We start from the raw sequence: 26,538 nt of genomic DNA on the forward strand, positions 1-26,538 counted from the left end.
CCTCATCTCCCTCATCTCCCTCATCTCCCTCATCTCCCTCATCTCCCTCATCTCCTTATTGCCCACCTCTCGGTTGACCTTCATTTGTGGCAATTTCGCCTGCTTCCATCAACATCTTGAATCGGCGCAATTCATCACCAATTTGCTGTTCTGGTTCTTCGCCGAAGAGTTTAGCGAAAGTAGCTGTCAACGCTCCACCAGGTGGATTATATTCCATAACCACCTTGACCTCAGTCCCACGGTCACCGGGCGCTTTTTTAAAGCGAACGAAACCAGAGTTGTCAATATCTGCACCTTCCACTGAAGCCCAAGAGATAAATTCGTTTTCTCGGTCTTCAATAATATCTGCATCCCATTCCACACTTCCGCCCAGAGGTCCACTCGCAATCCAATGGGAACGCTTGTTGTCGTACACTTTCACAGACTTGAGATGCTTCATAAAATTGGGCAAATTCTCAAAGTTGTGCCAAAAGTGGTAAAGCTCCGAAGCTGGCTTATCAATCGTTACCGTCTTTTCAACTTTGATCGCTTGACTCACGCTGCCTGTGATTGCTTGCTGTGCTTGCTTGATCGTGCTTTGTTTTGTAGCACCCTGATAAATCAGACCACCACCCGCCACAGCCGTCAACACCCCCCTAAGGGAGCGTTGGCTTAAGCCCATTAACACCATTGCACCACCGCCAATTAATGAAGCCCAACGCTCAGTTTCACTGGCTTCCGTCTGACCTTGATTCTGGTTATTTTCCGATGTTGATGCCACGTTCTTTTCTCTCCCTTTACTTTAAAAAACGAACCATTAAGGCGCAAAGATCCCCTCCTGATAGCGTCTCCTCTCTTTACTTTGCGCCTACGTGGTTCGTCCCACAAAGACCTTACATTGACACAGCAGCCCCTGTAGTCGGTTTCGCAGGCTTCACTTGTGCACCCATCCGCGCCCGATACAGGTCTACGAGTCGCTGCTCGTACGTCAATAGCTCTTTGTGGATTTGTGTGAACATTGCAGTCGATACTGGATCGGTCGTTACTGCTATTAAGTTACCTATATCGCCGATACCGGTTTGCACATCGCCCAAGGCTGAACGCAACTGATAGATATCGTCACTTCCTGTAAGGGCGGTTTTGACCTTCGCATAGTGGTTAGCGATATTTGCTGCTAAAGAAGGTTTCTCACCCAGTTGATCGAGACGCGCTTCCAAAAGTTGGATGTGGCGCTGTTTACCGCCATTTATCTCTTGAAAGACAGATTTCACTTCTGCATCTGATTCTTTCTCGGCGTACTTATCCAGCGCTTCCTGCGAATAACGCTCACCAGCAAGGGCTGTATTCAAAGCTTTGACAATCTCACCCTTGGTAGAACCACCCCAAGCATCAGCCACTTTCCACCATTCGGCTGTTGGATTGTTCTCATCTGGTAAAGCTGCATCTTTGCCACCATAACCCAGACGACTCAATATAGCTGTGGTGAAAATTGCCAAGTCTCCAGGTTGACGTGAAGTTATCAAATTCCCGTCAACGACCAAAGGCTCATCTATATAATTGGCACCCGCATTGATCATATCTTTGCGGATTGCTATGAAACCAGTAGCTTGTTTGCCTTTAAGCAAATCGCCTTCAATCAAAACTTGTGGTCCATGACAAACCGCAGCCACCCATTTTCCTTGCTGCATTGCTTCTTGCACAAACCTGACTGTGTTGGGGTTGCGCCGCATATAGTCAGGAGCCATACCACCAGGAATCACTACAGCATCAAATTCAGAAGCTATTGCTTCAGTTGTGGTACCATCAGGTTGCTTGGAAAGTTTTCCTTGTTTGCCTTTATAAGTTTCGTTCACACGAGAACCGAGGACAACGACTTCCATTCCCGCTTGCTTTAAGGCGTTGTAAGGGACTTGAAACTCTGCATCCTCTACAAAGTTTTCAATCAGGATAGCAACTTTTTTCTTACCTGTATGATTACTTACCATTGACTTTTCTTAATTCCTCTTACTAATTGAATATTCAGTTATGCAATTATTCAGTTATCTATCAATTTTTTCAGGAGATAGGTTAGTAGTAAGCGCTCACTACGCTCCTAAGCAGGGACTTCACTCGTTGGCGATATTGGAAACAGTTCCGCGTAGTCGCTTGTGAAATTTGCCTGAAAATCTTCAAATTCACCTGGTGTTACAGCATTCCTCAGTACTGCAAACACAGACCGGACGTGGATGATCGCTGCGGTTGGCTCTACACCTTCTTTATCACTAACGCGCTTGATAAATTCTTGCAAGTCAAAGTGTTGACCGTTTTCACCTTCTCGCCCGCGTAAATATTCGCCCAGTTCCTGAGGTAACTGTGATGCTAAATCTTTTGCTTCGTCGCCAACGATACGCTCTCTGATAACTTCTAGTGTGGCACGGGTTGCGCGTTCTGCTTCTTCACGAGAATTCAACTGACCAACACTTTGAACGTGTTTAATAAACTCGCCGTATTTCACTTTTTGCCTCCGTCACTAAATTCTTGGCTTGAGCAAGTTGAAGTATTGAGTACTTTATTTTTTTTAATAAAAGATTAAATATTTATAATATTTCTACAGCTATTAGGAAGGTAACTAAAGGTAACTAATTTTTCTATAGCTGGTTTTAGAAAATAGTTAGGAGTCATGAGTTGGGGTTTGACAAAAACTTTGTGACCCCAAGTCATAAATCCTAACTCCCTTATCACTCGACCATGAATTCATGTTTCCATTATTATTACGCTGAAAAAGCTCTTATTTCGTCGATCTTAAGGGATATATCTTTTTTATTTCTAAAGTGATACATTGATTGTTTCCTATCTTTGTTTTACAAGAAATAGCAAAAAAAGTTATGAGTTAAAATTGTGGAAGTTAGCATAATAAAACATTTCTTAACCTCTACTTTCTGAACTCATAACATGAATTGTGAAGTGGCTATAACCTGAATTTATACATACAAGACTAGGCAGCAATGGCTAGCTTCTCTTCATTCTTAAGGAAGAAATTCTTTTACCTCTAAAGTCATACTTCTTTAGGAAGACTACCCTTTAAAGAGAAAGCGTTATCGTGAGGATGCAGTAAAGGCTAGAATTATGGCAGAAAAAAAAGATTTAGCAGAGCGAAATAGTGATAGTGAACTTGAAACGGATGATTTGCCACAGGTAGTTACCGAATCTTACGGAACTGGTGTTAAAGAGCAGCCAGGGTATAACATTGGCGATCGCAGAAAGGAATATGATGATCCGGGGAATGTAGAAGCCAGCCCAGAGATCACAGGGGGGGATATAGATGCTCGTTGGGATCTAGAAGCAACAGTAGGTGATGAAGCTGTTGGTGGCACCGTCCCCACTCCCGATCAAGATATTGTTGAAGAAATCGCAGCTGGTGTTGGGGTGGAGATCAACGATGACGAGGATGTTCGGATAACCGAGATGTTAGAGGAGCGTGATGACAGTCGCTGGGAGTTAGATCCGGTGTCCTCGGAAGATTATGGAGACAGAAACACAGGAGGAATTCAAGAGGAAGAGATAGAGAGACTGGATGCAGATCCAGACGAGTATGGGGGAGGTGCTCGTTCCCTAACAGATTCAGGGATTTGGTCTCAGGAGCCTCCGCCTGGCGATAATAACGTTTGAAAGAGTTTAGAGGAATCAGGGGGATGAAGAGATTAATTTGTCTCCCCCTACTACCCCTACATCAGACTCTTTGTCTCCTTATTTTCCAGTCCTTCACGCGAGTGATCAAGGCGTAATTCGCCCTTGGGTTGAGAGCGTAACCAGAATGGTGTATCTGAACCAGCCGCACCTTTAGCAGTTGTGACGCCACCATCAGCCAGCCACAATGCACCTGTGACATAACTTGCTTCATCAGAAGCAATGAACGCATAGACGTTTGCTATTTCTTCTGGTGTACCGCGTCTTGCCAGTGGTGTCGCTTCGATGAGATTTTTTTCCATTTTGGCGTTCATCGGTCCATCTTCTTTATGCGTCCAAGCAGTATCAATGGCACCAGGGCAGACGCAGTTAGCACGGACGCCATGTTTTGCCTGTTCAACGGCTACACCAAGCATGAACGAATGCATCCAGCCTTTGGTGCCGCCGTATGGTGTGTTGTATGCTAAGCCGTTATAACCTGCTTCAGAACCTGCTGAGACAATATTACCCCGCGTTTTCTGTAAGTGTGGTAGTGCGTATTTTGTCATTAAAAACGCAGAACGGATGTTCATGCGAAGAGTATCATCAAAGACATCAACGGGGTAGTCCTGAGTTTCGCCTGTGGCAAGAAAAACTCCAGCATTGTTGACCAGGATATCTAACTTACCATAGGCATTAATTGCCGTTTGCACGCAGTTTTGAGCGTGGAATTCTTGTGAAACATCTCCGGCATAGGGTACTGCTTTACCACTGTAATGCCTAATGGCATTGACTACATCTTCAATTGGGTCGTCGGGTAGTCCATTAACAACGACTGATGCTCCTTCTTTGGCAAATTTGTGGGCGATCGCCTCCCCGATACCAGCGCCAGCACCTGTAATAATGGCTACTTTTCCTTCTAAACGTCTATCCATGTTTCAACCTCCTAATACGATTTTGGATTTTGGATTTTAGATTTTGGATAGGTTTGTGTTTTCTGGGTCTGGGTTCTGTCAATTCATGTATGAGAATTATTTTTTTAATTGGTATAACAATTCACTCAAAAATTCAGAATCCAGAAGAAATAAGCCCTTTTAAGTTTTAAGCCCTTTTAAGTTTTACGTTTGGATTTTGAGTCCTTTCTTATGACTGATGACAAAAGAAATACAGCTCTTTTGGGAGTTCCCGAGCCTAATTTATCAGTTCTTCGTTTTCTAATTGTTCTTCTCTTTGATTTAGATACATCTGTCTTCAGTGGGGTTAAACACCAAATGCACGTTTGATAGCCTTGCTACTGTTGGTTATTAATTGCAATCGGGGTTTTTTATGACATTTACTCAAACGAACGACCCAACTATTCGCGAAATTGTCCAAGCTTGGCAAGGCTTAGATGTAGATGAACAGCTAGCTTTGTTTTGGTTCATTTACAAAGAAATGGGCAAATCTATTACCCCCGCAGCGCCCGGAGCGAGCACTGTTTCTTCAGATATTGCTGACGGTTTGTTCAATCAAATTAAGGAATTATCCCATGAAGAACAGTTGCAGTTCCAGCGCGATTTGATTAACAAGGTAGATAATCAATATACCCGGATGTATGGCTCAATAGGCGATACTACCGAGCTACTGTTTTGGTATCGCCTAGCTCAAGGCATGGAAAACGCTACTATCGTTCCTATGCCTGCTGACTATCAGCTTTCCTCCCAATCTCAAGAATTGCTCAACAGAATTAAGCAAATTGAATTTGAGCAGCAAATTACTCTTTTCCGCGATTACGTCGCGCCATTCGGTGCTAAACCAAAACCAGGTGCCGAAGTTTAAGATTTCAGAATTTCAAGTAGCATTGTCTTTGCCAAATAGCAAATAAAAAATCATAGATAAGCACAGAGTCAACCAAGCATTGTATTCACTCTGTGTTTATCTATGTTGCTCACTCAAGTCGTTGCACCCTAATAATAGCCGTCACGCCTTTGACTTGGTAATTTTCAATTTTCTAATTTTCTCGTACCTCTTTTATCTCTCTTTAGACAGGTATAAAAATATTGTTTTCAAATAAATTTTCTATCTTTTAACAGTGATTTGGTTATGACTTAAATCTTTAATCTTGGAAGAGGCATGAGCAAGAGCAGTCAATATTTCTACTTTGTTGCTTTAGCAGAAAGATTTTCACAACATAAAGCAATGTTGCCATTCTAGGAATAGATTTGTTACTAATTTATCCTAGGATTTCGTGAATGATACGCAGAAAGAATGTTAGCAATTCAATTTATGTTGCTAACCTTCTCCAAGCCACTAAAAATTTATTACCAATTAGGAGGTTTCATGACTTCTACAAATGTCAATGCAGTACAAGAAGCTGTAAGAGGGATTAAGGGTTTGATTATCGACGATCAGCTACTAGTGCTGGGGTTAATCTACCGCAACATTGCTCAATCAGTTCCCGCTGATGCTGCAAATAATTTGCCAACACAAGATGCTGCAAATTTGGTAACACGAGTTCAGCAACTGTCCCAAGAAAATCAGCTATCTGCTCTGCGTGACTTCCTAGGAGCAGAAAAAAATGACCAAGATGCAACGGTCCTCGATCCAAACCCAAGCAAGGCGCTGGGTGAACTTGTTACTGGCGGCGGAACTACAATTCCTGCTCATGAGTATAGCTCATTGAGCGCTGAAGCTAGGATAGCTTTCTGGTATCTGTTAGCACAAAGACAAGGAAGCAATCTCATTGGTGCTTTAAGTGAATTGACACCTACTGAGCAAGTCACAATTGTGTTGAACTCAATCCAAGCTCTGAACACTGATGAATTAGTGTCTTTTCTGACACAGGCGGTTTAAAAAATTCTAAGTTCTCTAGACGCTTGCTCTGAAGCTTCTCCTTGATTCCCAGAGAGAGGCTTCCTGTAGAGTAGGGTCTGCTCAAAGAAATCAAAGAACTGTAGGTGGGGCTGTGCCCTACCTATGTCTGTTTAACTATTTGAAAATTCGTATCTAAGAAGAATTTTATGTTAGGACAAGACACTGCTGTTAGAGGAAATAATATCAAAAGAAAGCATCTTGTTTATAGTCTGATTACTGGTCTGATTATTGGTACTATTGCTGGTACGCCTATCGGCTGGATTGCTCATCAATACTATTACCAGCAACGTTTGGCTCAAATTTTACTCTGTCGAGAACGCAATAGTAGTCAGCCAGCCGCAGTTGTTGATTCTATCTGTGGTCGAGGATTTTAAAGTCTCCCCCTTCGGGTATGCCTTCGGCACGCTACGCGTTAGCGAAGCTCCTCCGTTCGCGCAGCGTCTCCGAAGGAGACAGCAGGCACGCCAGTTGCCTGCGGAGGGAAACCGTTCGGGGTTCGGCGAGCTCACCCGAGCAGCTGAGCGCTCACGGCGAAGCCCTCCTTCTCCTAGCGGAGACGCTACGCGAACAGCACTGGTCTCACCGCCTGCAGGGCTGTCTCACCGCACGGCGCTGGACTCACCACCTCCCCATCTCCTCCATTTTCAACATATAGCAATCCTAAATCATTTATAAAAATTCCTGTTCCCTGTTCCCCGTTCCCTGCCCTCATCAGGCAATTTACAACTCAAATAGGACTGCTATAGGTATCATGTTGTCTTCCCCAGAGCAAACCGAAAACGAAGCTAATAACTCGAAAGCGCCGAAAGTTAGATTAATTCAAACTTTCACGCGGTTGCGTGGGGTTATTATACTGCTTGCCTTGATTCTCTTTATTGGGTTTTGGGCATACCAAATTGACATTGCATTGCCAGGAACGCCAAGTATTAATAACACGTATACTCCCCTGACGCAGCCTACAGCCCAAGAGATTGGCTCCTATGATGTCCTGGGTAAGGTTATCAGTAAGGATGAAGCAGCAAGTTTGCTAAAAACAGAAGAAGGTAAACAGCAACTTTCACCAGATAATGGAGCGGTTGCTATCACTAAGGATTTGATAAATATCGGGCGCAAAGCTTTTTATACAGAAACCTTTGGGAATGAGGTTTTCTTTACTGATGTCACTGGTGCCTTAGATGGTCCAATGAATATCGGCAACTTGACGAAAGCAATATTAGCCCTTGGCGGTAAGCCTACAACAAATCTGCAAGTGACGATGGATCGGGATATGAAGGTGGGCGATCGCACTTTCAAAGAAGGCGATATCCTCAACACCGGACTCGACGTTCCCGCTAATTCCCTCGTTCCATTGGGAATTATCACCCACATCAACGACGGTAAAATTCGCATTGGTGTTACCTGCGCGGCGTGCCATGCCACTGTTGATAAAGATACCGGACGCATCCTCGAAGGCGCACCCAACAATGACCTTGATACAGGCTTAATTGTCGCATTAGCCAGTAACTCAGCAGCATGGTTCCGGCAAACTGGTGTTAATCCTTTGACAATTCGCCGTGGTGGACATACTTACATCAAATCCGACAACAAGCAAGCACGTCTACCAGATGCAAAAGCTTTAGAAGATGCTGTTGATGCCCAATTGCTCACTTGGGCTCCTGGCAACTTTGACTCAACCCCCGACAATGACAACAATCCCTCCCAAAATCCATCTTCCTATACTTTGGGTGCATACCCATACGGCTGGAGTGGAAATTCTGCTCTTGGCTGGTTCCACGGACTGACTTCACTCAACAGCAACGTTCATGGGACAAACTCAGATCAGACATCAACTGCTGATGCTAGCCAGCAACTCTTAGGCATTGACAAAGATACGTATTTAGGCGTCATTCTGCAAAATGCCGCCAATCCAATGTTTAGGTTGCCACAAGGCGCTAAACCATCAGAATTTTTCCGGAAAAATGACCCAACTCCTGGCACACCTATCATCAACGAGGTGATTGTCATGCCCGGATACCCGAAGGGTTCACCGTTTATCCTTGATGGATTGATGGCAAATTCACCGGGAATGCCAGTTGCGGCACAACTCAATGGAATGTCAGCATTTCAAAACTCGCTAGCACCGCCGCCAAATCAATCTACCAACTCAGACGCGGTGAAGCGTGGGGCAGCGATTTTCACACAGGCTGGGTGCGTTGAATGTCATAGTGGGCGGTATTTCACTAACAATCATGTCATTGCCGAACAGCAAATCAAATCTCAGCCTTCACGAGCAAAGGCACAAGCACCCGTCGCCCGCAACTTCGTGGCACCGCAAACATATCCTAGTAACGTGTCAGTTCCCCTGCCAGCAAACCCGCCTGTACTGGAGGTTCCCACAGACATTACATCAGAAGAAGACTTTAAACTTGCTTTTGCCATTGGTAATGCAGGCGGTTACAAAGTTCCTAGCTTGATTGGACTTCACGTTACCGCACCGTATCTGCATGATGGCGGTGCCGCAGCAGGACCACAAGCGTTGAAAGTGGATGAAAATGGTTATGAGATTGTTAATCCTGACCAGCTGGGAATACCAGGCACCTTGTTAAATGGCATTCTACCAGATCCGAGTACCAGTCTGCGGGCACTTGTAGACCGCAACTTGCGTAGACAAGTCGTTTTAGCTAACCGCGCTGAACCTGACTTGCAAAAGTCCAATGCAGACGGTAGTGGACACAATTACTGGGTGGATAAACAGGCAGGTTTTACCACTCAAGACCAAACTGATTTGATTGAATTCCTCCTGTCACTTGATGATGACCCAGAAGTTGTGCCAGTACAAGCTAAGTAGGCGGACAGAATTTTTTGTAGGATGCGTGAGCCAAGGCTCACGCATCAATCGCAAAGGGCAGCATGGGTTACGCTTCGCGCTTCCCATCCTACATTTATTCATGTCGAGCTACTTAAAAGGTAATTATGAATTAATTTGCTGCTTCAGTTTCCGCTGTAATCTTGAAGCTAAGCTTATGCCGCCAAGCAAGAGTAAACCCAAGGCGGCAGTTGGTTCGGGAACAGCAGTGTAATAGCTTTTCACGCGGATGGGTCCATCTTGATCTGCTGGTGCAGGTGGTGCTGGTGGGATGATACCACGACCTGGGCGTAAATCGGGCTGACTAGAGAATGGATTGAAAAACACCGTTCCGTTGGGTATGACACCACCACTATAGGTGAGGACGTTATCTGTTACGGTAACGTTTGTAAAAATATCATTGAGACCAGGAACGTTAGAAAAACCAATCTTCCCATCTCCATTGACATCTCCCCACTGCACTGGCTCATTATTGAAGGGTGGAGTGGAATTTGGATTAGTATACGACAGCGTTTCTAATTCAAAAACCAAGCTTCCTATATCTCGCCCAGTAGCGTTTAAGAGGTTGTTCGCTACATCTGGGACACCATATTCTATGACTAGCCCAGGTTCTATTTCTGGTCCAAGCGCTCTTGGGTTTCTCGTTCTTAGTATGTCTTCATTCTGTGTCGTTACGAGGGGTTCCACCAAAATGGTGGCGCTTGCTGGTGTCACAGAAGACAAAAGACTAATTCCTGTTACTCCCAAAGCAGAAAACACTATCTTGGTTGCTCTTTTAGTCATGTTCAAGTTTTGGTATTAAATATAACACTTGGGTGAAAATGACTGCTGGTACACGTCAATCGGCACGGTGAACTTATCCCCGCAGTCTATTGGCGATGGAACCTCGCTCTTTCCTCGGTACTTTAAGGTGCAAATTTTTATAACACTAAAAATTTAGCAGAAATCTTTTTTAGATATTAACAACTGTAAGAATACCTAAAAAAAAATCAATTTTTCTAAATATTTGACAAGTTTTTGCGAATACTAGAAATATAAGCCAAATGCAAAATAATATTTCACTAGATAAAAAGTTTAACTTTCCTGTTTTGGAATAATCGAAATCCCGCCGCTGCGTTCAAGCACCGCGTATTTAATTTGATCCATTCTCTCCAGCCCTTGCAATTGGCGTGCAACCATCAAGATGTCTTCTTCCTGGAGCCGCGCCTTGTGCATACGGTCTTTGAGCGATCGCCCATCCTCAACAAGAATCATTGGTACACCGTCAATCAACTTGTTTATCTGGGGCGATCGCCTCTTCCACAGCGACATCAAAATGTCCAGACCTACCAAGGTCAGAATTACCAGGAAGGCATTTGTGAGCGAGAAGTCATTACCCAATAGTGCTTGCTGAGTAGCCTCACTAATAATCAACAGCAGTACCAAGTCGAAGTTTGTTAACTGCGCCAGCGCCCGCCTGCCTGCAATACGGAAGAGTAACAATATAAACATATAGATGGCAGTGGCACGTACAACAGAATCCATATAACTCCTCACTATAAAGCGCTGATAACTGTGTCGTCGCTATGGGTAGATAAACTGGCTGAAGTGAAGCGGTTGCTTTCCAGGTAGACCCACTTGTGCGGATAGCAAACCAACTTGTTCTGCCTGCAAGTAGAATGTTACTGCCGTTGGTTGGTTTGGCTCAGTTACCTGGAAAACATAGGTCAACTGTTTCGCTCCAGCTTCTACACTTTGGGGCTGCGGAGTCACTTGCTGAATCTGGAAGTTCTCCAGGTAGTCGCGCTTGAGCAACACACGCACCTTACCATTGCCTCCCGCACTTTGTCCTAGGTGAACTCGCAACCTTAATGGTGCTTGGAAGCGCCCAAAGCGCTCGTATTCCAGCCAAAGTGGTGCTTTCTTGCTGCCGACTGTTGCATTGCTCAGCATTCCCGATCCGAACAGCCCCACCAGTGCCGCCAACGCCACAAACGCTAGTATCCCCCAGCCAACTCGCTCCACTGCCCAGTTGCGACGCTGAATATCTAGGTCTTGGTCAATCTCCAAATCACCCACGCGCTCAATGTCGGGCATTGGTTTATACTCCTGTTATCTAAAACAATAGCACCAAAGCACCATGTAAAGTCTATTGTCCGTATATTAAAGCCAAGCGTTGGCGCTGTCTTAACCATTTTCTGCAAACTTCCGTAGCAAGCTGTCTCTCTTTATCAGTTAAAAGTTCATCAGGTTTTCCAGAGACTATCATCCTGGCAACTTCTGCTGCTTTGTGGTATTCCACACCATGTTTGACTAGTTCTAGATGGAAAAATTCCTCTTTTTCCTTAAGCGACATTAATAGCCTTTCGTGCATTTAATCTTTCAAAATAATAGATTTAATAAGTTAACAGTTTAAATATTTACAAGTCTCGAAAGGCTAAACTTCTCACTTTAGGAAGATAAAGAAATATTTTAAGAATGATTTAATAGATATTTTAAAACAACTTTAGTAATACAATCTCCACCTACAGGTACTTAGATTCAGTTTAGAAAGAAAATCAAAAACAAAGTATTCACGAGTATTCACGAATTCATCCGTCGGTAGGTTTATACCCAATGGTAGGCTGTACTACAGTTGCTGTTGTTATCAGCCGTCTACGTTGGAGGATGCATGCCGCAATACTTTGGAAAACTGCCCACAACTGACCAACCTTGGACAACCATCGGTACAGTACAAGCCGTACATTGGGATGAACGCATTATCAACCTTGAGTGTGGTAACTCACGCCTAGCCATTAGCGTGCTAGCACCAAATTTAATTCGTGTACGGATGTCACCTAATGGCGAATTCACAAGCCGCCGTCCTTGGGCGATCGCACTCGATGATACAGAATGGGCAGTCATACCCTTCCAGGTGCGGGAAACTGACGCAACAGTAGAAATTGAAACAGAGCAAATACGTGTGAGTGTACAACGGCAAAATTGCCGTATCACCTGCTTCGACAAATCTGGTCGTCCCTTTGCCCAAGATGCAGATTTAGGTATGGGTTGGCGCTTGGGTGCAGTTGCTGCATGGAAACACATAGAAGCCGAAGAGCATTTCTACGGTTTTGGCGAACGCACGGGCTTACTTGACAAACTTAGCGAAGTCAAAACGAATTGGACGGTTGATGCCTTAGATTACGGTTCCCTGACTGATGAAATGTACCAGGCAATCCCATTTTTTATTGCCTTGCGTCCTCAACTAGGATACGGTATCTTCTTCAACACAACTTTCTGGAGTCAGTTTGACATTGGTGCAGAGAAACCGGGAAGCTGGAAAATGGAAACTCGTGGCGGCGAGTTGGATTATTACATGATTTATGGTCCCGAACCTGCCGAAATTCTCCGCACCTACACCCAGCTTACTGGTAGAATGCCGCTATCGCCGAAATGGGCGCTGGGCTATCACCAATGTCGTTGGAGTTATGAATCTGAAGTTGTTGTGCGCGAACTGGCGCGAGAATTCCGCGATCGCCGCATTCCCTGCGATGTCATCCACCTCGATATTGACTATATGCGGGGCTATCGCGTGTTTACCTGGAGTCCCAAACGCTTCCCCGATCCAGCAAAACTGATCGGTGACTTGGCGCAAGATGGCTTTAAGGCAGTGACAATTATAGATCCGGGTGTTAAGTACGAACCAGAAGCCAACTATCACGTTTTTGACCAAGGCATAGAAAACGACTATTTTGTGCGTCAAGCCGATGGACGATTATTTCACGGCTACGTATGGCCTGAAAAATCCGTTTTTCCTGATTTTCTGCGTTCTGATGTGCGTCAGTGGTGGGGCGACTTACACAAAAGCCTGACAGATATCGGTATTGCAGGAATTTGGAATGATATGAACGAACCAGCCATAGACGATCGCCCTTTTGGGGATGGTGGTAATAAAATTTGGTTTCCTCTGGATGCACCTCAAGGTGGAGATGGGGCAGATGAGGGAGATGAGGGAGTAAAATCTTCCTCATCCTCCTCATCTAAGGAAAGGGCGACTCATGCGGAAGTGCATAACCTGTATGGTTTGTCAATGGCGCGAGCTTCTGCGGAGGGTTTGCAACGACTGCGCTCTAATGAACGTTCTTTTGTGCTGACTCGTTCTGGTTTTGCAGGAGTGCAGCGGTGGTCGTCGGTGTGGATGGGTGATAATCAGTCGTTGTGGGAACATTTAGAAATGTCCCTGTCAATGCTGTGTAACATGGGACTTTCTGGTGTCGCTTTTGTAGGTTGCGATATCGGTGGATTTGCAGGGAATGCAACGGCTGAATTATTCGCTCGATGGATGCAGGTAGGAATGCTCTACCCCTTGATGCGTGGTCACTCAGCAATGAGTACAGCTCGTCATGAACCGTGGGTGTTTGGAGAGCGTACAGAGAAAATCTGTCGAGAATACATCAATCTGCGTTACCAGTTGCTGCCATATATTTACACCCTTTTCTGGGAAGCAGCAACAACAGGAGCGCCCATTTTAAGACCATTACTCTACCATTTCCCCAACGATCCCACAACCTACACGCTCTACGACCAAGTTTTACTCGGTCCCTCCCTCATGGCTGCACCAATTTACCGTCCTGGAATTGAGCATCGCGCCGTGTACTTACCTGAAGGAACTTGGTATGACTGGTGGACTGGCGAGAGTTACTCTGGTCCGGTTCATATCCTCGCCCATGCACCATTGGAAAAAATGCCGTTTTATGTCCGTGCTGGTGCAATTATCCCGATGCAACCTGTCATGCAATATGTTGATGAACATCCACTTGAGCAGCTAAGGTTACGCGTTTTCCCTGGTACTGGTGAATTTACACTTTACGAAGATGATGGACATACATTTGAGTACCAAAAGGGCGCTTTTGCAACTATAAATTATCGTGTCTCATCTGATGGAGAACAAACAATTGTGGAAATTGGAGCGCGAGAGGGAGAATGGACACCATCGCCGCGTGAGGTGATAGTTGAACTTGTGGGAGTTGGTGAGCAGCAATTTCAAGACGATGGGAAACCACGTACATTGAAGTTTTAAACGCTAAACATTCTTAGAAAATAGCAGTGAATACTTTGCTGTTATACCAGGGCTGTTTCATTGTAGAAAGCAAAATCTTCCACTAAGAACCCCAGGGCAAACGCATCTAATTTGCACAAATTCAATATAGTGTCAGGCGCGGACTTGTACTGCCACTGTTGATCGGCGATTGCGCACACCGCACTGCCTTCGGCAATCGCCATCTTTAATTAGCAAAAGCTTAACTTTACCAAAATATTTATAATTAAATATCATCAAACACTCAAAAAAATAAATTTACATAAAAAATTACGGTATTGTATATACCAATTCAAAAATTAATTAATTTATACTGGAATTTAGCAAGCCATTCTTTTACCCCTAGCTTTGATGATTTTCCCTCCCTGGTAAGTTGCTAGAAAACAATTCAACAAGGGATTCGCCTTACAAACAAGGTGGAACTTCTGTTCGTGGATTCCCCCTCCCAAAGCCAGCGCTGTTGCCGAGTTTGCGTTGGTGATCAAATTTTGAGGATGGGAGAATTACACAGTGCCCTTAAATGGTAAAAACAAAACTGCCAGGACTGTAATTGTATTAGCCATTATCTTCCTGAGCATTGAATTATTAGACGAGCTGGTTGATGGAGTGCGGGGTGCCGCTTGGCCGTTAATTCGCAATGACCTGCATCTTTCTTATGTGCAAGTGGGAATGTTGCTGACGATCCCCAACACGGTCAGTAGCTTGATAGAGCCGATTCTAGGAATTTTGGGAGACATTGGTCAGCGACGGCAATTGATTTTGGGTGGAGGCGTTGCTTTTGCGATCGCCTTGCTGCTCGTAAGCCTCAGTCATAACTTTCCATTGTTATTAGCCGCGTTTGTGCTGTTTTATCCAGCATCTGGCTGCTTTGTCAATCTTTCCCAAGCTACCCTAATGGACATCAAACCGACACGCCACGAGCAAAATATGGCGCGTTGGACATTCGCTGGTTCTGTAGGGAATGTCATTGGTCCGTTAGCTTTAGCTTGTGCTGTCGCATTCCATCAAAGTTGGCGGAGCGTGTTTTTAATCTTGACGGTGCTGACGGTATTGCTATTGGGACTGCTGTGGAAATATCCGATTGCAGCTCCATCTTCCCAACATGATGAACCTATGCACGGGTTCAAAGATGGGATACGGAATGCTATCAGCGCATTAAAACGACGCAAGGTGCTACGTTGGTTAACCTTGTTGCAATTTTCGGATTTAATGTTGGATATTCTGCACGGCTTTTTGGCACTGTACTTTGTTGATGTCGTGGGTGCAGACAACATGCAGGCGAGTTTTGCTGTAATGGTATGGTTGGGGGTTGGCTTGCTGGGAGATTTTCTCCTCATTCCCCTACTGGAACGGGTGCGCGGATTAGATTATTTAAGAGTTAGCGCCATCATTGTTTTGTGTCTTTACCCAGCTTTTCTGGTTGTACCCAATACAAACGTTAAGTTGGTGATTCTCGGCTTGTTGGGGTTCTTCAATTCAGGTTGGTACTCAATCCTCCAGGGGCAATTGTACACAGCAATGCCAGGGCAGAGCGGTACAGTCATGACGCTAAACAACTTGTTTGGTGTATTTGGCGGTTTAACTCCGCTTGCGCTGGGTTTCGTTGCTCAACAGTATGGTTTGCAAAACACCATGTGGATGTTACTTGCAGCACCCTTCGCCTTGCTAATTGGGCTTTTTAAAGTTTAATGCCCATTCTAGTATAAAACGGCTCCTGTAGATGCGCATGGAAAAATCGGCGGAAGATGCCTGGTGCATCTTCCGCCGCCACGCGGTTGTAGCCAGAACCCTCGTGGCAGAAAAACCCATGATCGGCATCGGGATAAATAAATTTTCAACGTGTAGTCTTTGCCAAGTTGCTGAAACCGCGACTTGATTTGCCTCTTGGGCGATCGCCTGCACAATGATACGAGCTACAACCTGCTATATAAATCCTAGACAAGTCTAGACATTTGCTTCTTTCTTCACGGGGAGCATGGCAGCGGTTATCCCTCAGAAAGCATTCACGCCAAAGCCCTGCGCGATACGCCACTTGCTACAACCGGGGGAACCCCGGCAACGCAGTGGCTCAAGTTGATTGCGGCGTTTAAATCTCTGTCCATTACGTGCCCGCAATGTTCGCATGAATAGACACGTTCACTTAACAACAGGGAATCTTTTTTGCTGCCACAATTGCTACAAGTCTTAGAGGATGGATACCATCTATCTGCTAAAACTAACTTGCTTCCAAACTTCTTGCATTTGTATTCAAGTTGCCGCTTAAATTCATAGAATCCGCAATCAGCAATGGATTGAGCAAGTTTATGATTTTGCATCATACCCGAAATATTCAAGTCTTCAATTACTATCACAGCGTGGTTTTTGCATAAGTAATTGGTGACTTTGTGAAGCGCGTCTTTACGAATATTTGAGACACGAGCATGATGCTTCGCTAACTTAACTCTTGACTTGTAGCGATTGTTGCTGCCTTTACTTTTTCGTGCTAAAGCCTTAGACAATCGCTTAAGCTTTTGGATGTTCTTCTTGTACGCCCTAGGATTTGGAAAGACAACACCTGTGCTAAGTGTCGCTAGTTCTTTGACTCCCAAGTCTACCCCGACGACATCCACTATTTTTGGTGTGAATTCAGTCTCTACTTCATACGCAAAAGCTAGATACCAATCATCAGCTATTCGAGATATTGTTAATTTAGTGGTCGTTGTATGAGGTAGCCCTTCGTAAGTTTTAACCCAACCTATAGTGGGAAGCTTGACACCCACGCCACCCACAGGTATCGGTTTTCCACCAGCGTCTATAGTAAAAGAATCGTTTTGACCTTTCTTTTTAAACTTTGGATATCCTCCTAATCCTTTAAAAAATCGGTCAAAAGCAGCACTTAGCTGGTCAAAAGCGTATTGAGTTATTTTCTGACAAATACCTTTCTCTTTAATCCATTCCAACTCCGATTTTACTTCGTTGTTGAAGAACTTTTTGAGCAAGTATTTATTAGGCTTGTATCCATCTTGATATAAGCTTTTCCAAGTTGCCAAACCCCAATTATAAGTAAATCGAGAAATACCTGCGTGCTTACTCATTATGGTTTTTTGTCCGCTTGTTAGTTTTAGCTTAGTCTTAATAGATAGAAGCATTGACCGACCTCAATGTTTACGCCATGGTTATTAGTATACAAATACACAAAAGTGATTGTCAATGCCTTTTCAGAAAAAACATAAACTAGGGGCGCTTCCTTTTAATGAAGAGCCTTTTGATAAATCCCCTCTTTGTGTGAGGGTGCGTGAAGGTGTAAAAGATAAACTAAAAAGCATTCCGAATTGGCAGGAACGGTTAAGAAGTCTTATTGATGAGTTGATTGAAAATAATGACAATTGTCAATAAGTGACTAGGGTTGTCTATGATAATGCTGTCTTAGAACAAACTCAACTAGTTCATCATCTTTTCCATTTAGTGGTTTGACATTTTGAGTAGTTACTCAAAATACCTGCAATTCTTCTGCCAGCAAATTTCAACTCACTGCATCTTTTACCTCGCGCTTTTTCAAGAAATTGGACATGAAAGGTTGCTCAAAAACTAAATAAAACCAATAGCCAATAAGTAACGACAGTGGCATAGCGAGTACGTAAAATATAGCTATAAACTTGATGGGTGGCAATTGAAGATTAAGAAGCAAATTACCCACCACAGTGACTACGACTCCATGAGTAAGATACAAACTGTAGGAAAACCCTCCCAGTGCAACTGCCCAACGAGTCTCAAATAGCCGTAAAACTGGAGGTGCCTTTTTGCCTTCAACGATCAATTTAGTGCAGTACATCAATAGACAAGCAGCCGCCAAACCACAAAAACTATCACCAATCCACCTGTCTAATCCTAGTCCTTGCCACTCGGTTATCAGCGCAACAACAAAGAATATAGGAGCCAGCACACCCCAAGGTAACGATTTTCTCATTGCTGTTAAATGCGGTTTTTGAGAAAACCCAATATCTGCTGCTGCCATTCCTAAGGCAAATAAGCCGAGAAACCAAGGATGGGCTGGTTCCAAAAATCCATTCAAAAGATAGAACGGTACTAAGGCAATTAAAAAGGCAGAAATAATAGCCGAAAATAAGCCGAAACGCCGCCGTATAGGTAATAGTAATAGTGGAAAGAAAAAGTATATCTGCCACTCAGTGGCAACAGTCCACATTGGTGCATTAATAGAACCAAGTGTGTCGCGGCTAAGATTGTGAATAAGTAGCAAGTGGGTGATCACATCAATAGGGGAAAAGAAAGGATGAAATTCCCCGTATTCTGGAGATTCATGCCATTGAAAATTGAAAAATTTAATCAGTCCTAATACGATGATTGCTATAAGCAGACTAAAAAGAAGAGCCGCATAGTAAGGAGGCAAAATTCTACGCGATCGCCGTTGGATATAATCCCACAAACCTCTTGAAAGATAACCGCTTTGCGAACGGGCTACCGGTAGCATGAGAACGTAACCGGAAAGCACAATGAAAACTGCTACAGCAAAATTCCCATATCTCAGAGTTTTACCTATTAATTGCAAAAATACAGGCTCTTGCCCCATGTATCGATTTATATGAACCATCACCACATACAGAGCTGCCAATCCACGTAAGCCGTCTAAGTAATGAAGACGCAGCCTCTGTTCAGTAGATTTCTCAGATTTCAATATTTGCATTGAATGACTCTAGCCACTAATTTTATCGCCCTTCGGGCAAGGCATTCGTCAGAGGGCAGAGGGCAGAAGGAAAGAATTAAGTTTCAGTATTGCCTTTGTGCCTTGCCCAATCGGGTTTAAGACCCCCGCCTCTACAGGCGGTCAATAATTACGGTGGGGTCAGAATCCCCATCTGATTCCCGAATGCCTTCTGCCGCGCGTACTTCTGCCTTTCTTCAAATTTGCTTAACAATCAACTTGCCAATTTAATAAGCCGTTGGTTAGCAGATTATGTATTTAATAAAGTAAAAAAATCTTTGAGCAGTAACTGTAAAGGTTTGAGAAAGAACCATGAATTTTTTTTGAAATATTTGTTTTTACGTATTTTCATGGTTGACTTATATACATAACGAAATGAAAAGTTGGTTAAGCAATTGCTTCCAAAGCAAATTTGCTTGAAAATCGGTCTTGTTGCTTAGATCTCTACCAGCCCTAACAAGACAATCTATGACCTTAATTCTCACCAACGACGACGGTATCGACGCTCCCGGTATTCAAGCGCTCCGCAAAGCTGTCAATGGTAAAGAAATAATTATCGCTGCTCCTCGCGACCATCTTTCTGGCTGTGGGCATCAAGTCACCACGACTCAACCAATTCACGTCCACCGTCGCTCCCAGAACGAGTATGCTATTGCAGGCACTCCCGCCGATTGTGTCAGAATTGCTTCAACACATATTTGCAAAAAGATCCAATTTGTGCTATCTGGGGTCAATGCTGGGGGCAATATGGGAGTGGATGCTTACATTTCCGGTACTGTCGCCGCTGTGCGGGAAGCAGCGATACATGGGATTCCTGGAATTGCAGTTTCCCACTATCGCAAACGCCAGTTGAATGTTGATTGGGATGTTGTAGCACGGTGGACGAGTTCTGTTTTAGCTGACTTACTCAACCGTTCTCTGGAACCAGGAACTTTCTGGAATGTGAATTTGCCTCATCTGCTTCCAGGAGAACCCGATCCAGAAGTTGTGTTTTGCCAACCCTCTACCAAACCATTGCCTGTTAACTACCGCATTGAGGGCAATAACTTTTATTATGAAGGAGAATATGCCAAGCGCGATCGCACTCCAGGCAGCGATGTTGATGTCTGTTTTTCAGGGAAAATAGCTGTTACCAAACTGAGGGTTTAACAGTTACCAGTTATCAGTTATCAGTTATCAGTTATCAGTTATCAGTTATCAGTTATCAGTTTCATCGTTGGGGGAAACACCACACTCCTGTGCACCGTTCGTCAAGAGACGTGCCTACGGCATAAGCGTTGGTGGCGGGTTTAAATCCCCCACCAAAGCGAGGCGTCATTGCGTAGGTAGCTGTTCACTGTTTTAAGAAAGCCAGATAGAATCAGGGTTTGGCAGTGTGTATCTGTCGCATTCTTTTTTCACGCTTGGTATTAGCGCCCTCATCCCACAAGAAAAAATTGGATATTTTTTAAGAAAGGAAGTCCGTATAGTTCCGTTTCATCTCACACCCCCAGGAAACTCCCGCTACACCCTTACGGGTTAGCGGGAGAGGATGTCAATCAGATGGTTCTTCAATCATTGCCATCAAGCGCTCTAAACTTTGTGTCAGTTGGGTGAGTTTTTGAAGAGAATCATCTTGGGTTTCAGCAAGAGTCTGCACAGCATTACACAAAGCAAGAATCTGATATCCTTGCTGCTGTAATTGCTTTCCTTGTTCTTCAACTTGTGAACTGAGAGTATCGACTCTTTCAGCCAGACGTTCAATTGTCTCAGTGGTTGCAAGTACTGCTTCCCCAATTTGTTCAACAATCGATTCCAAGCGACTAACTTTAACTCCAACTTCTGCTACAACCATTTTTTTAGCACCTTGATTTCAGATTCATTACAGTAGATTTACTGTTATTTTTGAACAGCGAAATATAAGCAGCACCTGCCAAATAGCTACTGTCGTGTGAAGACTATGTGCCATTTCTTCCGACACTCGTGTAGACGCCTTTTTAAGAACGCCTAACTGTCATCAAAAGAAACTTAAGCGAATTTAGAGTACAAACAGAAAATGCTGCTCCATATTCTTTACTTCAACAAAATGTCCACGCGTCTGGGTGATTCCGCTTAAAGATAAAGTCATTGGTGGCTTATAGTAGCAACTTGACTTTTGTGATAACTCGCACCTGTTAAGAGCATCCTGCAAGACGAACCATCCAACATCCAAGTATTTATCAATAACATCAACTTTTTCGGAGGATGAATTTTGCCGTTTGTTTCCATAAGCCAGGTATGAGTTTAAGTTTCCAACTGATGGACTGAGTTGGTAGCACATCCTAACACAGTTGTTTTCAATCGTCACATTTATACTATTTTTTCATCTTTCATAAGATATATTTATTATGCTTTAACTGAAATTTATAAAAAATGATGATCCTAGGAACTCTGATGAAGATTCGGTGAAAGTACTGTAGAGCTTGATTTCCTTTTAAAAAGCTAAGTCTATATTCAAGTTAATGCTACGTAATAATACGTTGTTCATTAAATAATTGACTTAACGATGTACGAAATATCCTCCTGCACGTCCTGCACGACTGTTATTGAAGGTGCAACTACCGACACTTGGGAATTGCTACTGACTCCTCACGCCTCAGTAAATTCAAAATTTAAACGGTTTTTGGACATTGTGGGGAGCCTGGTAGGACTATTGATTTTAGCTATTTTGTTTGTGCCAATAGCGATCGCTATTAAAATCGACAGTCCTGGTCCAATTTTCTTCACACAAGAACGCTATGGGCTTAACGGAGTCCCATTTCGTATCCGTAAATTTCGCTCTATGGTTTCTGACGCGGAGAAGTTAAAGTCTTTAGTTCAGAACGAAGTCAACGGATTAATCTTTAAAAATAAGAGTGACTTTCGAGTCACAAAGATCGGGCGCTTCTTAAGAAGTACAAGCCTAGATGAAATCCCACAGTTTTGGAACGTTCTGGTAGGCGAAATGAGCTTAGTGGGGACACGTCCACCGACAGCAGATGAAGTTGTTCACTACAATCAACGTCACTGGCAACGTTTAAATGTTAAACCAGGTTTGACTGGCGAGTGGCAAGTGAATGGTCGTTCTCATATCAAAGATTTTGAGCAAGTCGTTGACTTAGACTTGCAGTATCAGAAGAAATGGTATCCAATGTACGACGTGTTACTAATTGTGAAGACATTCTTCATGATTATTGGTCGAGTCGGAGCTTTCTAACCACGTGATTAATAGTATTAAATTATCAGTTATTATCCACAATCGAGTTCAACAACCTTTTTTTGAGAAAGTCCGCCGAGGCGGGCTTTGTTTATTTACACGAGATATTCACAACTAATGCAATAATTCCTCTACCTGATGCTGGCTCCATAAAGTTCTATAAAGCCCTGGTTGCTGCAAAAGTTCTATCTGCGTACCTGTCTGAACTATTTTACCCTTGTCCATTACTAAAATTCGGTCAGCAGCAGCAGCAGCAGAGAGTTGATGAGTGATGAAAACGACTGTTTTTCGTTCCGTACCACCAGAGACATTTCTCAAAATGGCTGTCGCTGTTTGATTATCTACACTGGAAAGAGCATCATCTAAAATTAACACTGGGGCATCAACGAGCATTGCTCTAGCCAAAGCAGTACGTTGTCTTTGACCGCCAGAAAGAGTAATGCCGCGTTCACCAACAATGGTTTCGTATTGTTGCGGAAAATAGCTAATTTCTTGGTGAATTTGCGCCATTTTGGCAGCGTATTCTACCTCTTGTTGTTCGCTAACGGGGTCGCCGTAGCGGATGTTATTTTTAATTGTTGTACTGAAGAGGAAGCTATCTTGAGGTACATAGGCGATCGCACTCCTTAAATCAGCCAAGGCGATTTTGGTAATGTCCACCCCATCTAAAAATAACTGTCCTGGTTCAATATCCAACAGTCTTGGCAGAGCATTTGCCAAAGTTGATTTCCCCGAACCAATAGCGCCCACAATTGCCACCGTTTCCCCAGGAGCTATGGTAAAGTTTACGTCTTCTAGCGCGGGAGTGGTGGAACCAGGGTAGGTGTAATTGAGGTTTTTTGCTGTGAGTTCTCCTTTAACCTGTTCTCGTGGCAGATGAATAACATCTGATGCATCTTTAATTTTAGGTTTGACAGTAAAAATTGCTTCAAGGCGGTCAATGCTCACTTCACCCCGTTGGTAGGTAGTAATCGTAAATCCTAACAAAGCTGTGGGGAAAACCAGACGCTCTACGTAAAGCAGGAGTGCGATAAAATCACCAACAGCAAGGCTTCCATTGACTATCCGCGTCGCTCCCAACCAGATGATGATAAAAGAACTCACTGTGGCTAGCCCACCAATCAGTGGAAACAGTGTGTTTCGACTTTTTGCCAGTTTCAGATTAGCCTGCAATAGCTGCCGATTGTTGCTGGCAAAGGCACGACGCTCATTTTCTTCTTGCGAGTAAATTTTTATTAAGGCAATACCGCTAACATCCTCTTGAATCAGTTCGCTGACGTCGGAGAGTCTTTCCTGCACGTCTAACTGTTCGCTGCGTAAGCGATCGCTAAACAAATGCACCAAGAAAAACATCACAGGATACACTGCCAGTGAGGCTAATGTGAGATCCACACTGAGCGACAGCATGACTGGCAGGGTAAGAACGTAGGCAAATATCGTATTTGCTATACTCAGGACTGCAAAACCTAACAGACGCCGGATATTGTCTACATCACTCGTCGCCCGACTAATCAAGTCGCCTACGGTATTGCTGGCAAAATAGGACGGTTCCAGTGTCAGCAAGTGTCCAAAAATCCGTTGTTTTAGGTCAAATTCCACCTGACGCCCTACGCCAAACAGCCAAATCCGGGAAGCCATCCGGATCAGCCACATCGCTGAACTAAACAATACAATTTGTAATACAAGATTTCTGACTTGATTTAAGCTGAATTCTATTGAGAGTTGGTCAACGCAAGCGCGAATCAACAGAGGGATGTAAACACCCAACCCATTAACAATCAACAAGGCGATAATACCTAGTGTCACCTCCCGCCAATGGGGGCGCAGGTATCCAAAGAGTGTAGCTAGCCGTCGTGATTTTGCCATTCAAGCAATTACTTAAGAAGAACGCAGAACGCAGAACGCAGTAGTGATTGCCCCACGGATAGAATCCAAAACAGAAGTTGCCAGTCCTTGTTTCCTTTCAAGCAAACTTCGGGGGGATTTAATTACCAAAGGTTTCTTGGTCTCCACGGAAGTTGCCAAGGGCTTTATACCAATACTCTCCACCCAGTTGTCAGAAGTTATACCGAGCAACATATGAGAGTTTTTTATTCTAGGTTCTGACAACTGTGTTCTGAGTTCAATCCTGGTAACTTTTCAATATTAGACTAAGCCAAAGCCGAGGTGTCTTCATACTACAGGCGCAAAAAGCAACTCTTGACTCAAAAATAAGGTCAGCCACGACAGTATACCGTGCTGACCTTGTGATGACTCATTTTCTAACTCAACGCCTATCTACCCACGCAAGAAACCGGAAATATAGGTGAGATAACTTTCCCACACTCGCGTTGTTTGTTGCAGTGCTTCCGCATTAGGTACAAAGTCTTCCAGTCGCAACCCTCGTCTGCGAATGTCAGTTAAAGTTGTCGTTTGCGCCAGGTATGGTGTCATGCTGACGTCCGCTACAGTATTGTCTTGCCTCAATGCCACAAGCGTCCCAGATGTTGGGGCGTTTGGTGCTATGGACGATGCAAGCCGCCCTTGGACAATGTCAAGACTTGCTATGGATGGCTCGCCCATCATTGCTACAGGTGAACGCTCCAGGAAATAAGCAAAAGCTGGTGTACTTGCCAACAACAGAATTGTCAGCGCCCAACCTATTAAATATCCTCCTGGTGCGTCCATTCCTCCGCCACCTTTTATCCTCTGTGCCGCAAAAATCATCAGTAAAATTGATGCTCCCAGAGGTTTGAGCGGAAAAGATATCACATTCCACAAGGAGGCGACAGCTGGTTCCCTGGGATTGATAAAGGACAGCAAGACGACGACGAACAGAATGACTAAGAATAATCGTGCGACGTAATTCCCTGAGGGAAAGAATCTCTGGAACAAAGAGTATAAAATTGTGCCAACAAGCAGCCACAGTAATACCCGGCTTAACAGTACAAATGTCATAGATTGACTCTCAAAGCTTCATTTTGCGGTCAGCCTACAGGTTTTGGGGCAGTGGGGTTATTGTATCGTCAAATTGTAATCGTACTGTTACCTGACTTCAAATACCTCACACCCTCACACCACGACAACCATCGTAGTGATTTTAAAGCAATTTCTTACAACTGCATCCACTATCTGTAATTTCCCAGATCAGTAATCTGCCTCCTGTAAATTAAATTAGTTTAGTAGTTGTCAAGTCAAAAGGAAAAAATATGTCGCCTGGAAAACCCACCATTTTGGTGACAGGGGGAGCTGGATACATCGGTTCGCACACAGTGCTTGCTCTAAAGCAGGCTGGTTTTGACGTGATAATACTCGATAATTTGGTGTATGGGCACCGCGATTTGGTAGAAAAAGTTTTACAAGTAGAACTTGTGATAGGAGACACAGGCGATCGCGCGCTATTGGATGACCTATTCAAAACGCATGATGTAGCCGCTGTCATCCACTTTTCGGCATATGCGTACGTGGGGGAATCGGTTAGCGACCCGGCGAAGTACTACCGCAACAACGTTCTCGGTACCCTGACCCTGTTAGAAGCTATGCTAGCAGCGTCTGTTAAGAATTTTGTATTTTCTTCTACTTGTGCAACATATGGGGTGCCTGAAGTTGTGCCAATTCCGGAAGACCATCCTCAGAATCCGATTAACCCTTATGGGGCGACCAAGCTGATGGTAGAACGGATTCTATCTGACTTTGATGTTGCTTACGGCTTCAAGTCAGTACGGTTCCGCTATTTCAACGCTGCTGGTGCTGATCCCAATGGTAGGCTTGGCGAAGACCACAACCCAGAAACCCATTTAATTCCCCTTGTGTTGCAAACAGCGTTAGGTAAGCGCGAATCTATTTCCGTGTTCGGCACTGATTACCCCACGCCTGATGGAACCTGCATTCGGGATTATATTCATGTTAGCGACTTAGCAGACGCTCACGTTTTGGGATTGGAATATTTGCTCAAAGGCGGTGACAGCGAAGTTTTTAATTTAGGAAATGGTAACGGCTTTTCAGTCAAAGAAGTGATTGAAACTGCAAAGCAAGTGACAGGAAAAGATATCAAAGTCGTAGAGTGCGATCGCCGTCCTGGGGATCCACCAGCACTGATTGGTAGTGGGGACAAAGCCAAAAAAATCCTCGGGTGGCATCCACAATACTCTTCTCTCAAGGAGATTATCACTCACGCTTGGCAGTGGCACCAGAAGCGCCATCAGTAGAGTGGGGATGAGGAGGATGAGGAGGATGAGGAGGATGAGGAGGATGAGGAGGATGAGGAG

At 44.1% G+C, this 26,538-nt stretch carries 26 protein-coding genes; 11 read left to right on the forward strand and 15 right to left on the reverse strand.

All coding sequences use genetic code 11. The annotated features are described in order from the left end of the window. Nucleotides 1-55: 55 nt before the first annotated feature. The 3 genes from ACM0OZ_RS41440 to ACM0OZ_RS41450 form a co-directional block, all read right to left on the reverse strand. Nucleotides 56-760 (reverse strand): SRPBCC family protein, encoded by a 705-nt coding sequence (locus tag ACM0OZ_RS41440; protein WP_414588706.1) that lies wholly within the window; start codon nucleotides 758-760, stop codon nucleotides 56-58. A 112-nt stretch (nucleotides 761-872) separates the two neighbouring features. Continuing rightward, nucleotides 873-1,964, reverse strand: coding sequence for a DJ-1/PfpI/YhbO family deglycase/protease (locus ACM0OZ_RS41445; protein ID WP_414588707.1), 1,092 nt, complete (start codon nucleotides 1,962-1,964; stop codon nucleotides 873-875). A gap of 107 nt (nucleotides 1,965-2,071) precedes the next feature. Beyond that, complete coding sequence (locus tag ACM0OZ_RS41450; protein ID WP_414588708.1) at nucleotides 2,072-2,473, reverse strand: DUF2267 domain-containing protein; 402 nt, start codon at nucleotides 2,471-2,473, stop codon at nucleotides 2,072-2,074. Nucleotides 2,474-3,084: 611 nt separating this feature from the next. Between ACM0OZ_RS41450 and ACM0OZ_RS41455 the strand changes: the two genes are divergently transcribed. Continuing rightward, on the forward strand, nucleotides 3,085-3,627 hold the full coding sequence (locus tag ACM0OZ_RS41455; RefSeq protein WP_414588709.1) for a DUF6335 family protein: 543 nt from the start codon (nucleotides 3,085-3,087) through the stop codon (nucleotides 3,625-3,627). A gap of 56 nt (nucleotides 3,628-3,683) precedes the next feature. Here ACM0OZ_RS41455 and ACM0OZ_RS41460 read toward each other — a convergent pair whose 3' ends face one another. Continuing rightward, nucleotides 3,684-4,559, reverse strand: a complete 876-nt coding sequence (locus ACM0OZ_RS41460; RefSeq protein ID WP_414588710.1) for an SDR family NAD(P)-dependent oxidoreductase — start codon at nucleotides 4,557-4,559, stop codon at nucleotides 3,684-3,686. Between the two features lie 391 nt (nucleotides 4,560-4,950). Here ACM0OZ_RS41460 and ACM0OZ_RS41465 point away from each other — a divergent pair, with 391 nt between their 5' ends. The 4 genes from ACM0OZ_RS41465 (at nucleotide 4,951) to ACM0OZ_RS41480 (ending at nucleotide 9,304) form a co-directional block, all read left to right on the forward strand. Next, nucleotides 4,951-5,442, forward strand: a complete 492-nt coding sequence (locus tag ACM0OZ_RS41465; RefSeq protein WP_414588711.1) for an orange carotenoid protein N-terminal domain-containing protein — start codon at nucleotides 4,951-4,953, stop codon at nucleotides 5,440-5,442. 501 nt (nucleotides 5,443-5,943) lie between these two features. Continuing rightward, on the forward strand, nucleotides 5,944-6,456 hold the full coding sequence (locus ACM0OZ_RS41470; RefSeq protein ID WP_414588712.1) for an orange carotenoid protein N-terminal domain-containing protein: 513 nt from the start codon (nucleotides 5,944-5,946) through the stop codon (nucleotides 6,454-6,456). 167 nt (nucleotides 6,457-6,623) lie between these two features. Next, the gene (locus ACM0OZ_RS41475; RefSeq protein WP_073632203.1) at nucleotides 6,624-6,851 is read left to right on the forward strand and encodes a hypothetical protein; all 228 of its coding nucleotides are present in this window, start codon (nucleotides 6,624-6,626) and stop codon (nucleotides 6,849-6,851) included. Between the two features lie 377 nt (nucleotides 6,852-7,228). Beyond that, complete coding sequence (locus ACM0OZ_RS41480; RefSeq protein ID WP_414588713.1) at nucleotides 7,229-9,304, forward strand: hypothetical protein; 2,076 nt, start codon at nucleotides 7,229-7,231, stop codon at nucleotides 9,302-9,304. A gap of 123 nt (nucleotides 9,305-9,427) precedes the next feature. Here ACM0OZ_RS41480 and ACM0OZ_RS41485 read toward each other — a convergent pair whose 3' ends face one another. The 4 genes from ACM0OZ_RS41485 to ACM0OZ_RS41500 form a co-directional block, all read right to left on the reverse strand. Next, the gene (locus tag ACM0OZ_RS41485; protein WP_414588714.1) at nucleotides 9,428-10,105 is read right to left on the reverse strand and encodes a PEP-CTERM sorting domain-containing protein; all 678 of its coding nucleotides are present in this window, start codon (nucleotides 10,103-10,105) and stop codon (nucleotides 9,428-9,430) included. Nucleotides 10,106-10,396: 291 nt separating this feature from the next. Next, nucleotides 10,397-10,846: a DUF421 domain-containing protein gene (locus ACM0OZ_RS41490; RefSeq protein WP_414588715.1), complete on the reverse strand. Its 450-nt coding sequence runs from the start codon at nucleotides 10,844-10,846 to the stop codon at nucleotides 10,397-10,399. Nucleotides 10,847-10,885: 39 nt separating this feature from the next. Continuing rightward, nucleotides 10,886-11,398 carry a hypothetical protein gene (locus ACM0OZ_RS41495; protein WP_414588716.1) on the reverse strand — a complete coding sequence of 171 codons (513 nt, stop codon included), beginning with the start codon at nucleotides 11,396-11,398 and terminating at the stop codon, nucleotides 10,886-10,888. 52 nt (nucleotides 11,399-11,450) lie between these two features. Continuing rightward, the gene (locus tag ACM0OZ_RS41500; protein WP_414588717.1) at nucleotides 11,451-11,675 is read right to left on the reverse strand and encodes a hypothetical protein; all 225 of its coding nucleotides are present in this window, start codon (nucleotides 11,673-11,675) and stop codon (nucleotides 11,451-11,453) included. Nucleotides 11,676-11,972: 297 nt separating this feature from the next. Between ACM0OZ_RS41500 and ACM0OZ_RS41505 the strand changes: the two genes are divergently transcribed. Next, the gene (locus ACM0OZ_RS41505) at nucleotides 11,973-14,360 is read left to right on the forward strand and encodes a glycoside hydrolase family 31 protein (protein WP_414588719.1); all 2,388 of its coding nucleotides are present in this window, start codon (nucleotides 11,973-11,975) and stop codon (nucleotides 14,358-14,360) included. A 41-nt stretch (nucleotides 14,361-14,401) separates the two neighbouring features. Here ACM0OZ_RS41505 and ACM0OZ_RS41510 read toward each other — a convergent pair whose 3' ends face one another. After that, nucleotides 14,402-14,563, reverse strand: coding sequence for a hypothetical protein (locus ACM0OZ_RS41510; RefSeq protein WP_414588720.1), 162 nt, complete (start codon nucleotides 14,561-14,563; stop codon nucleotides 14,402-14,404). A 325-nt stretch (nucleotides 14,564-14,888) separates the two neighbouring features. Here ACM0OZ_RS41510 and ACM0OZ_RS41515 point away from each other — a divergent pair, with 325 nt between their 5' ends. Next, nucleotides 14,889-16,067 carry an MFS transporter gene (locus tag ACM0OZ_RS41515; RefSeq protein ID WP_414588721.1) on the forward strand — a complete coding sequence of 393 codons (1,179 nt, stop codon included), beginning with the start codon at nucleotides 14,889-14,891 and terminating at the stop codon, nucleotides 16,065-16,067. Here the strand turns inward: ACM0OZ_RS41515 and ACM0OZ_RS41520 are convergent. Continuing rightward, nucleotides 16,057-16,206, reverse strand: coding sequence for a dienelactone hydrolase family protein (locus tag ACM0OZ_RS41520; protein WP_414588731.1), 150 nt, complete (start codon nucleotides 16,204-16,206; stop codon nucleotides 16,057-16,059). The genes ACM0OZ_RS41515 and ACM0OZ_RS41520 overlap by 11 nt on opposite strands. 175 nt (nucleotides 16,207-16,381) lie before the next feature. After that, complete coding sequence (locus ACM0OZ_RS41525) at nucleotides 16,382-17,506, reverse strand: RNA-guided endonuclease InsQ/TnpB family protein (RefSeq protein ID WP_414588722.1); 1,125 nt, start codon at nucleotides 17,504-17,506, stop codon at nucleotides 16,382-16,384. 61 nt (nucleotides 17,507-17,567) lie between these two features. Here ACM0OZ_RS41525 and ACM0OZ_RS41530 point away from each other — a divergent pair, with 61 nt between their 5' ends. Beyond that, nucleotides 17,568-17,753, forward strand: coding sequence for a hypothetical protein (locus ACM0OZ_RS41530; protein WP_414588723.1), 186 nt, complete (start codon nucleotides 17,568-17,570; stop codon nucleotides 17,751-17,753). A gap of 127 nt (nucleotides 17,754-17,880) precedes the next feature. Here the strand turns inward: ACM0OZ_RS41530 and ACM0OZ_RS41535 are convergent, their stop codons facing one another. Next, entirely contained in the window at nucleotides 17,881-19,059 is a 1,179-nt protein-coding gene (locus tag ACM0OZ_RS41535; RefSeq protein ID WP_414588724.1) for an acyltransferase family protein, read from the reverse strand. A gap of 486 nt (nucleotides 19,060-19,545) precedes the next feature. Between ACM0OZ_RS41535 and surE the strand changes: the two genes are divergently transcribed. After that, a complete protein-coding gene (surE, locus tag ACM0OZ_RS41540; protein WP_414588725.1) occupies nucleotides 19,546-20,226 on the forward strand; it encodes a 5'/3'-nucleotidase SurE in 681 nt (226 codons plus the stop codon). Nucleotides 20,227-20,611: 385 nt separating this feature from the next. On the opposite strand, the gene ACM0OZ_RS41545 is transcribed toward surE, so the two are convergent. Then, nucleotides 20,612-20,911, reverse strand: coding sequence for a hypothetical protein (locus tag ACM0OZ_RS41545; RefSeq protein ID WP_414588726.1), 300 nt, complete (start codon nucleotides 20,909-20,911; stop codon nucleotides 20,612-20,614). Between the two features lie 690 nt (nucleotides 20,912-21,601). Here ACM0OZ_RS41545 and ACM0OZ_RS41550 point away from each other — a divergent pair. Then, nucleotides 21,602-22,291: a sugar transferase gene (locus ACM0OZ_RS41550; RefSeq protein ID WP_414588727.1), complete on the forward strand. Its 690-nt coding sequence runs from the start codon at nucleotides 21,602-21,604 to the stop codon at nucleotides 22,289-22,291. 114 nt (nucleotides 22,292-22,405) lie between these two features. Here the strand turns inward: ACM0OZ_RS41550 and ACM0OZ_RS41555 are convergent, their stop codons facing one another. Both ACM0OZ_RS41555 and ACM0OZ_RS41560 read right to left on the reverse strand, forming a co-directional pair. Then, the gene (locus ACM0OZ_RS41555; protein WP_414588728.1) at nucleotides 22,406-24,157 is read right to left on the reverse strand and encodes an ABC transporter ATP-binding protein; all 1,752 of its coding nucleotides are present in this window, start codon (nucleotides 24,155-24,157) and stop codon (nucleotides 22,406-22,408) included. 411 nt (nucleotides 24,158-24,568) lie between these two features. Beyond that, the gene (locus ACM0OZ_RS41560) at nucleotides 24,569-25,228 is read right to left on the reverse strand and encodes a hypothetical protein (protein ID WP_414588729.1); all 660 of its coding nucleotides are present in this window, start codon (nucleotides 25,226-25,228) and stop codon (nucleotides 24,569-24,571) included. Nucleotides 25,229-25,479: 251 nt separating this feature from the next. On the opposite strand from ACM0OZ_RS41560, the gene galE reads away from it, so the two are divergent. Then, nucleotides 25,480-26,478 carry a UDP-glucose 4-epimerase GalE gene (galE, locus tag ACM0OZ_RS41565; protein WP_414588730.1) on the forward strand — a complete coding sequence of 333 codons (999 nt, stop codon included), beginning with the start codon at nucleotides 25,480-25,482 and terminating at the stop codon, nucleotides 26,476-26,478. Nucleotides 26,479-26,538: the final 60 nt, after the last annotated feature.

It is taken from the genome of Scytonema sp. PCC 10023 (genome assembly GCF_963920835.1).
Classification (GTDB): Bacteria; Cyanobacteriota; Cyanobacteriia; order Cyanobacteriales; family Nostocaceae; genus Kalymmatonema.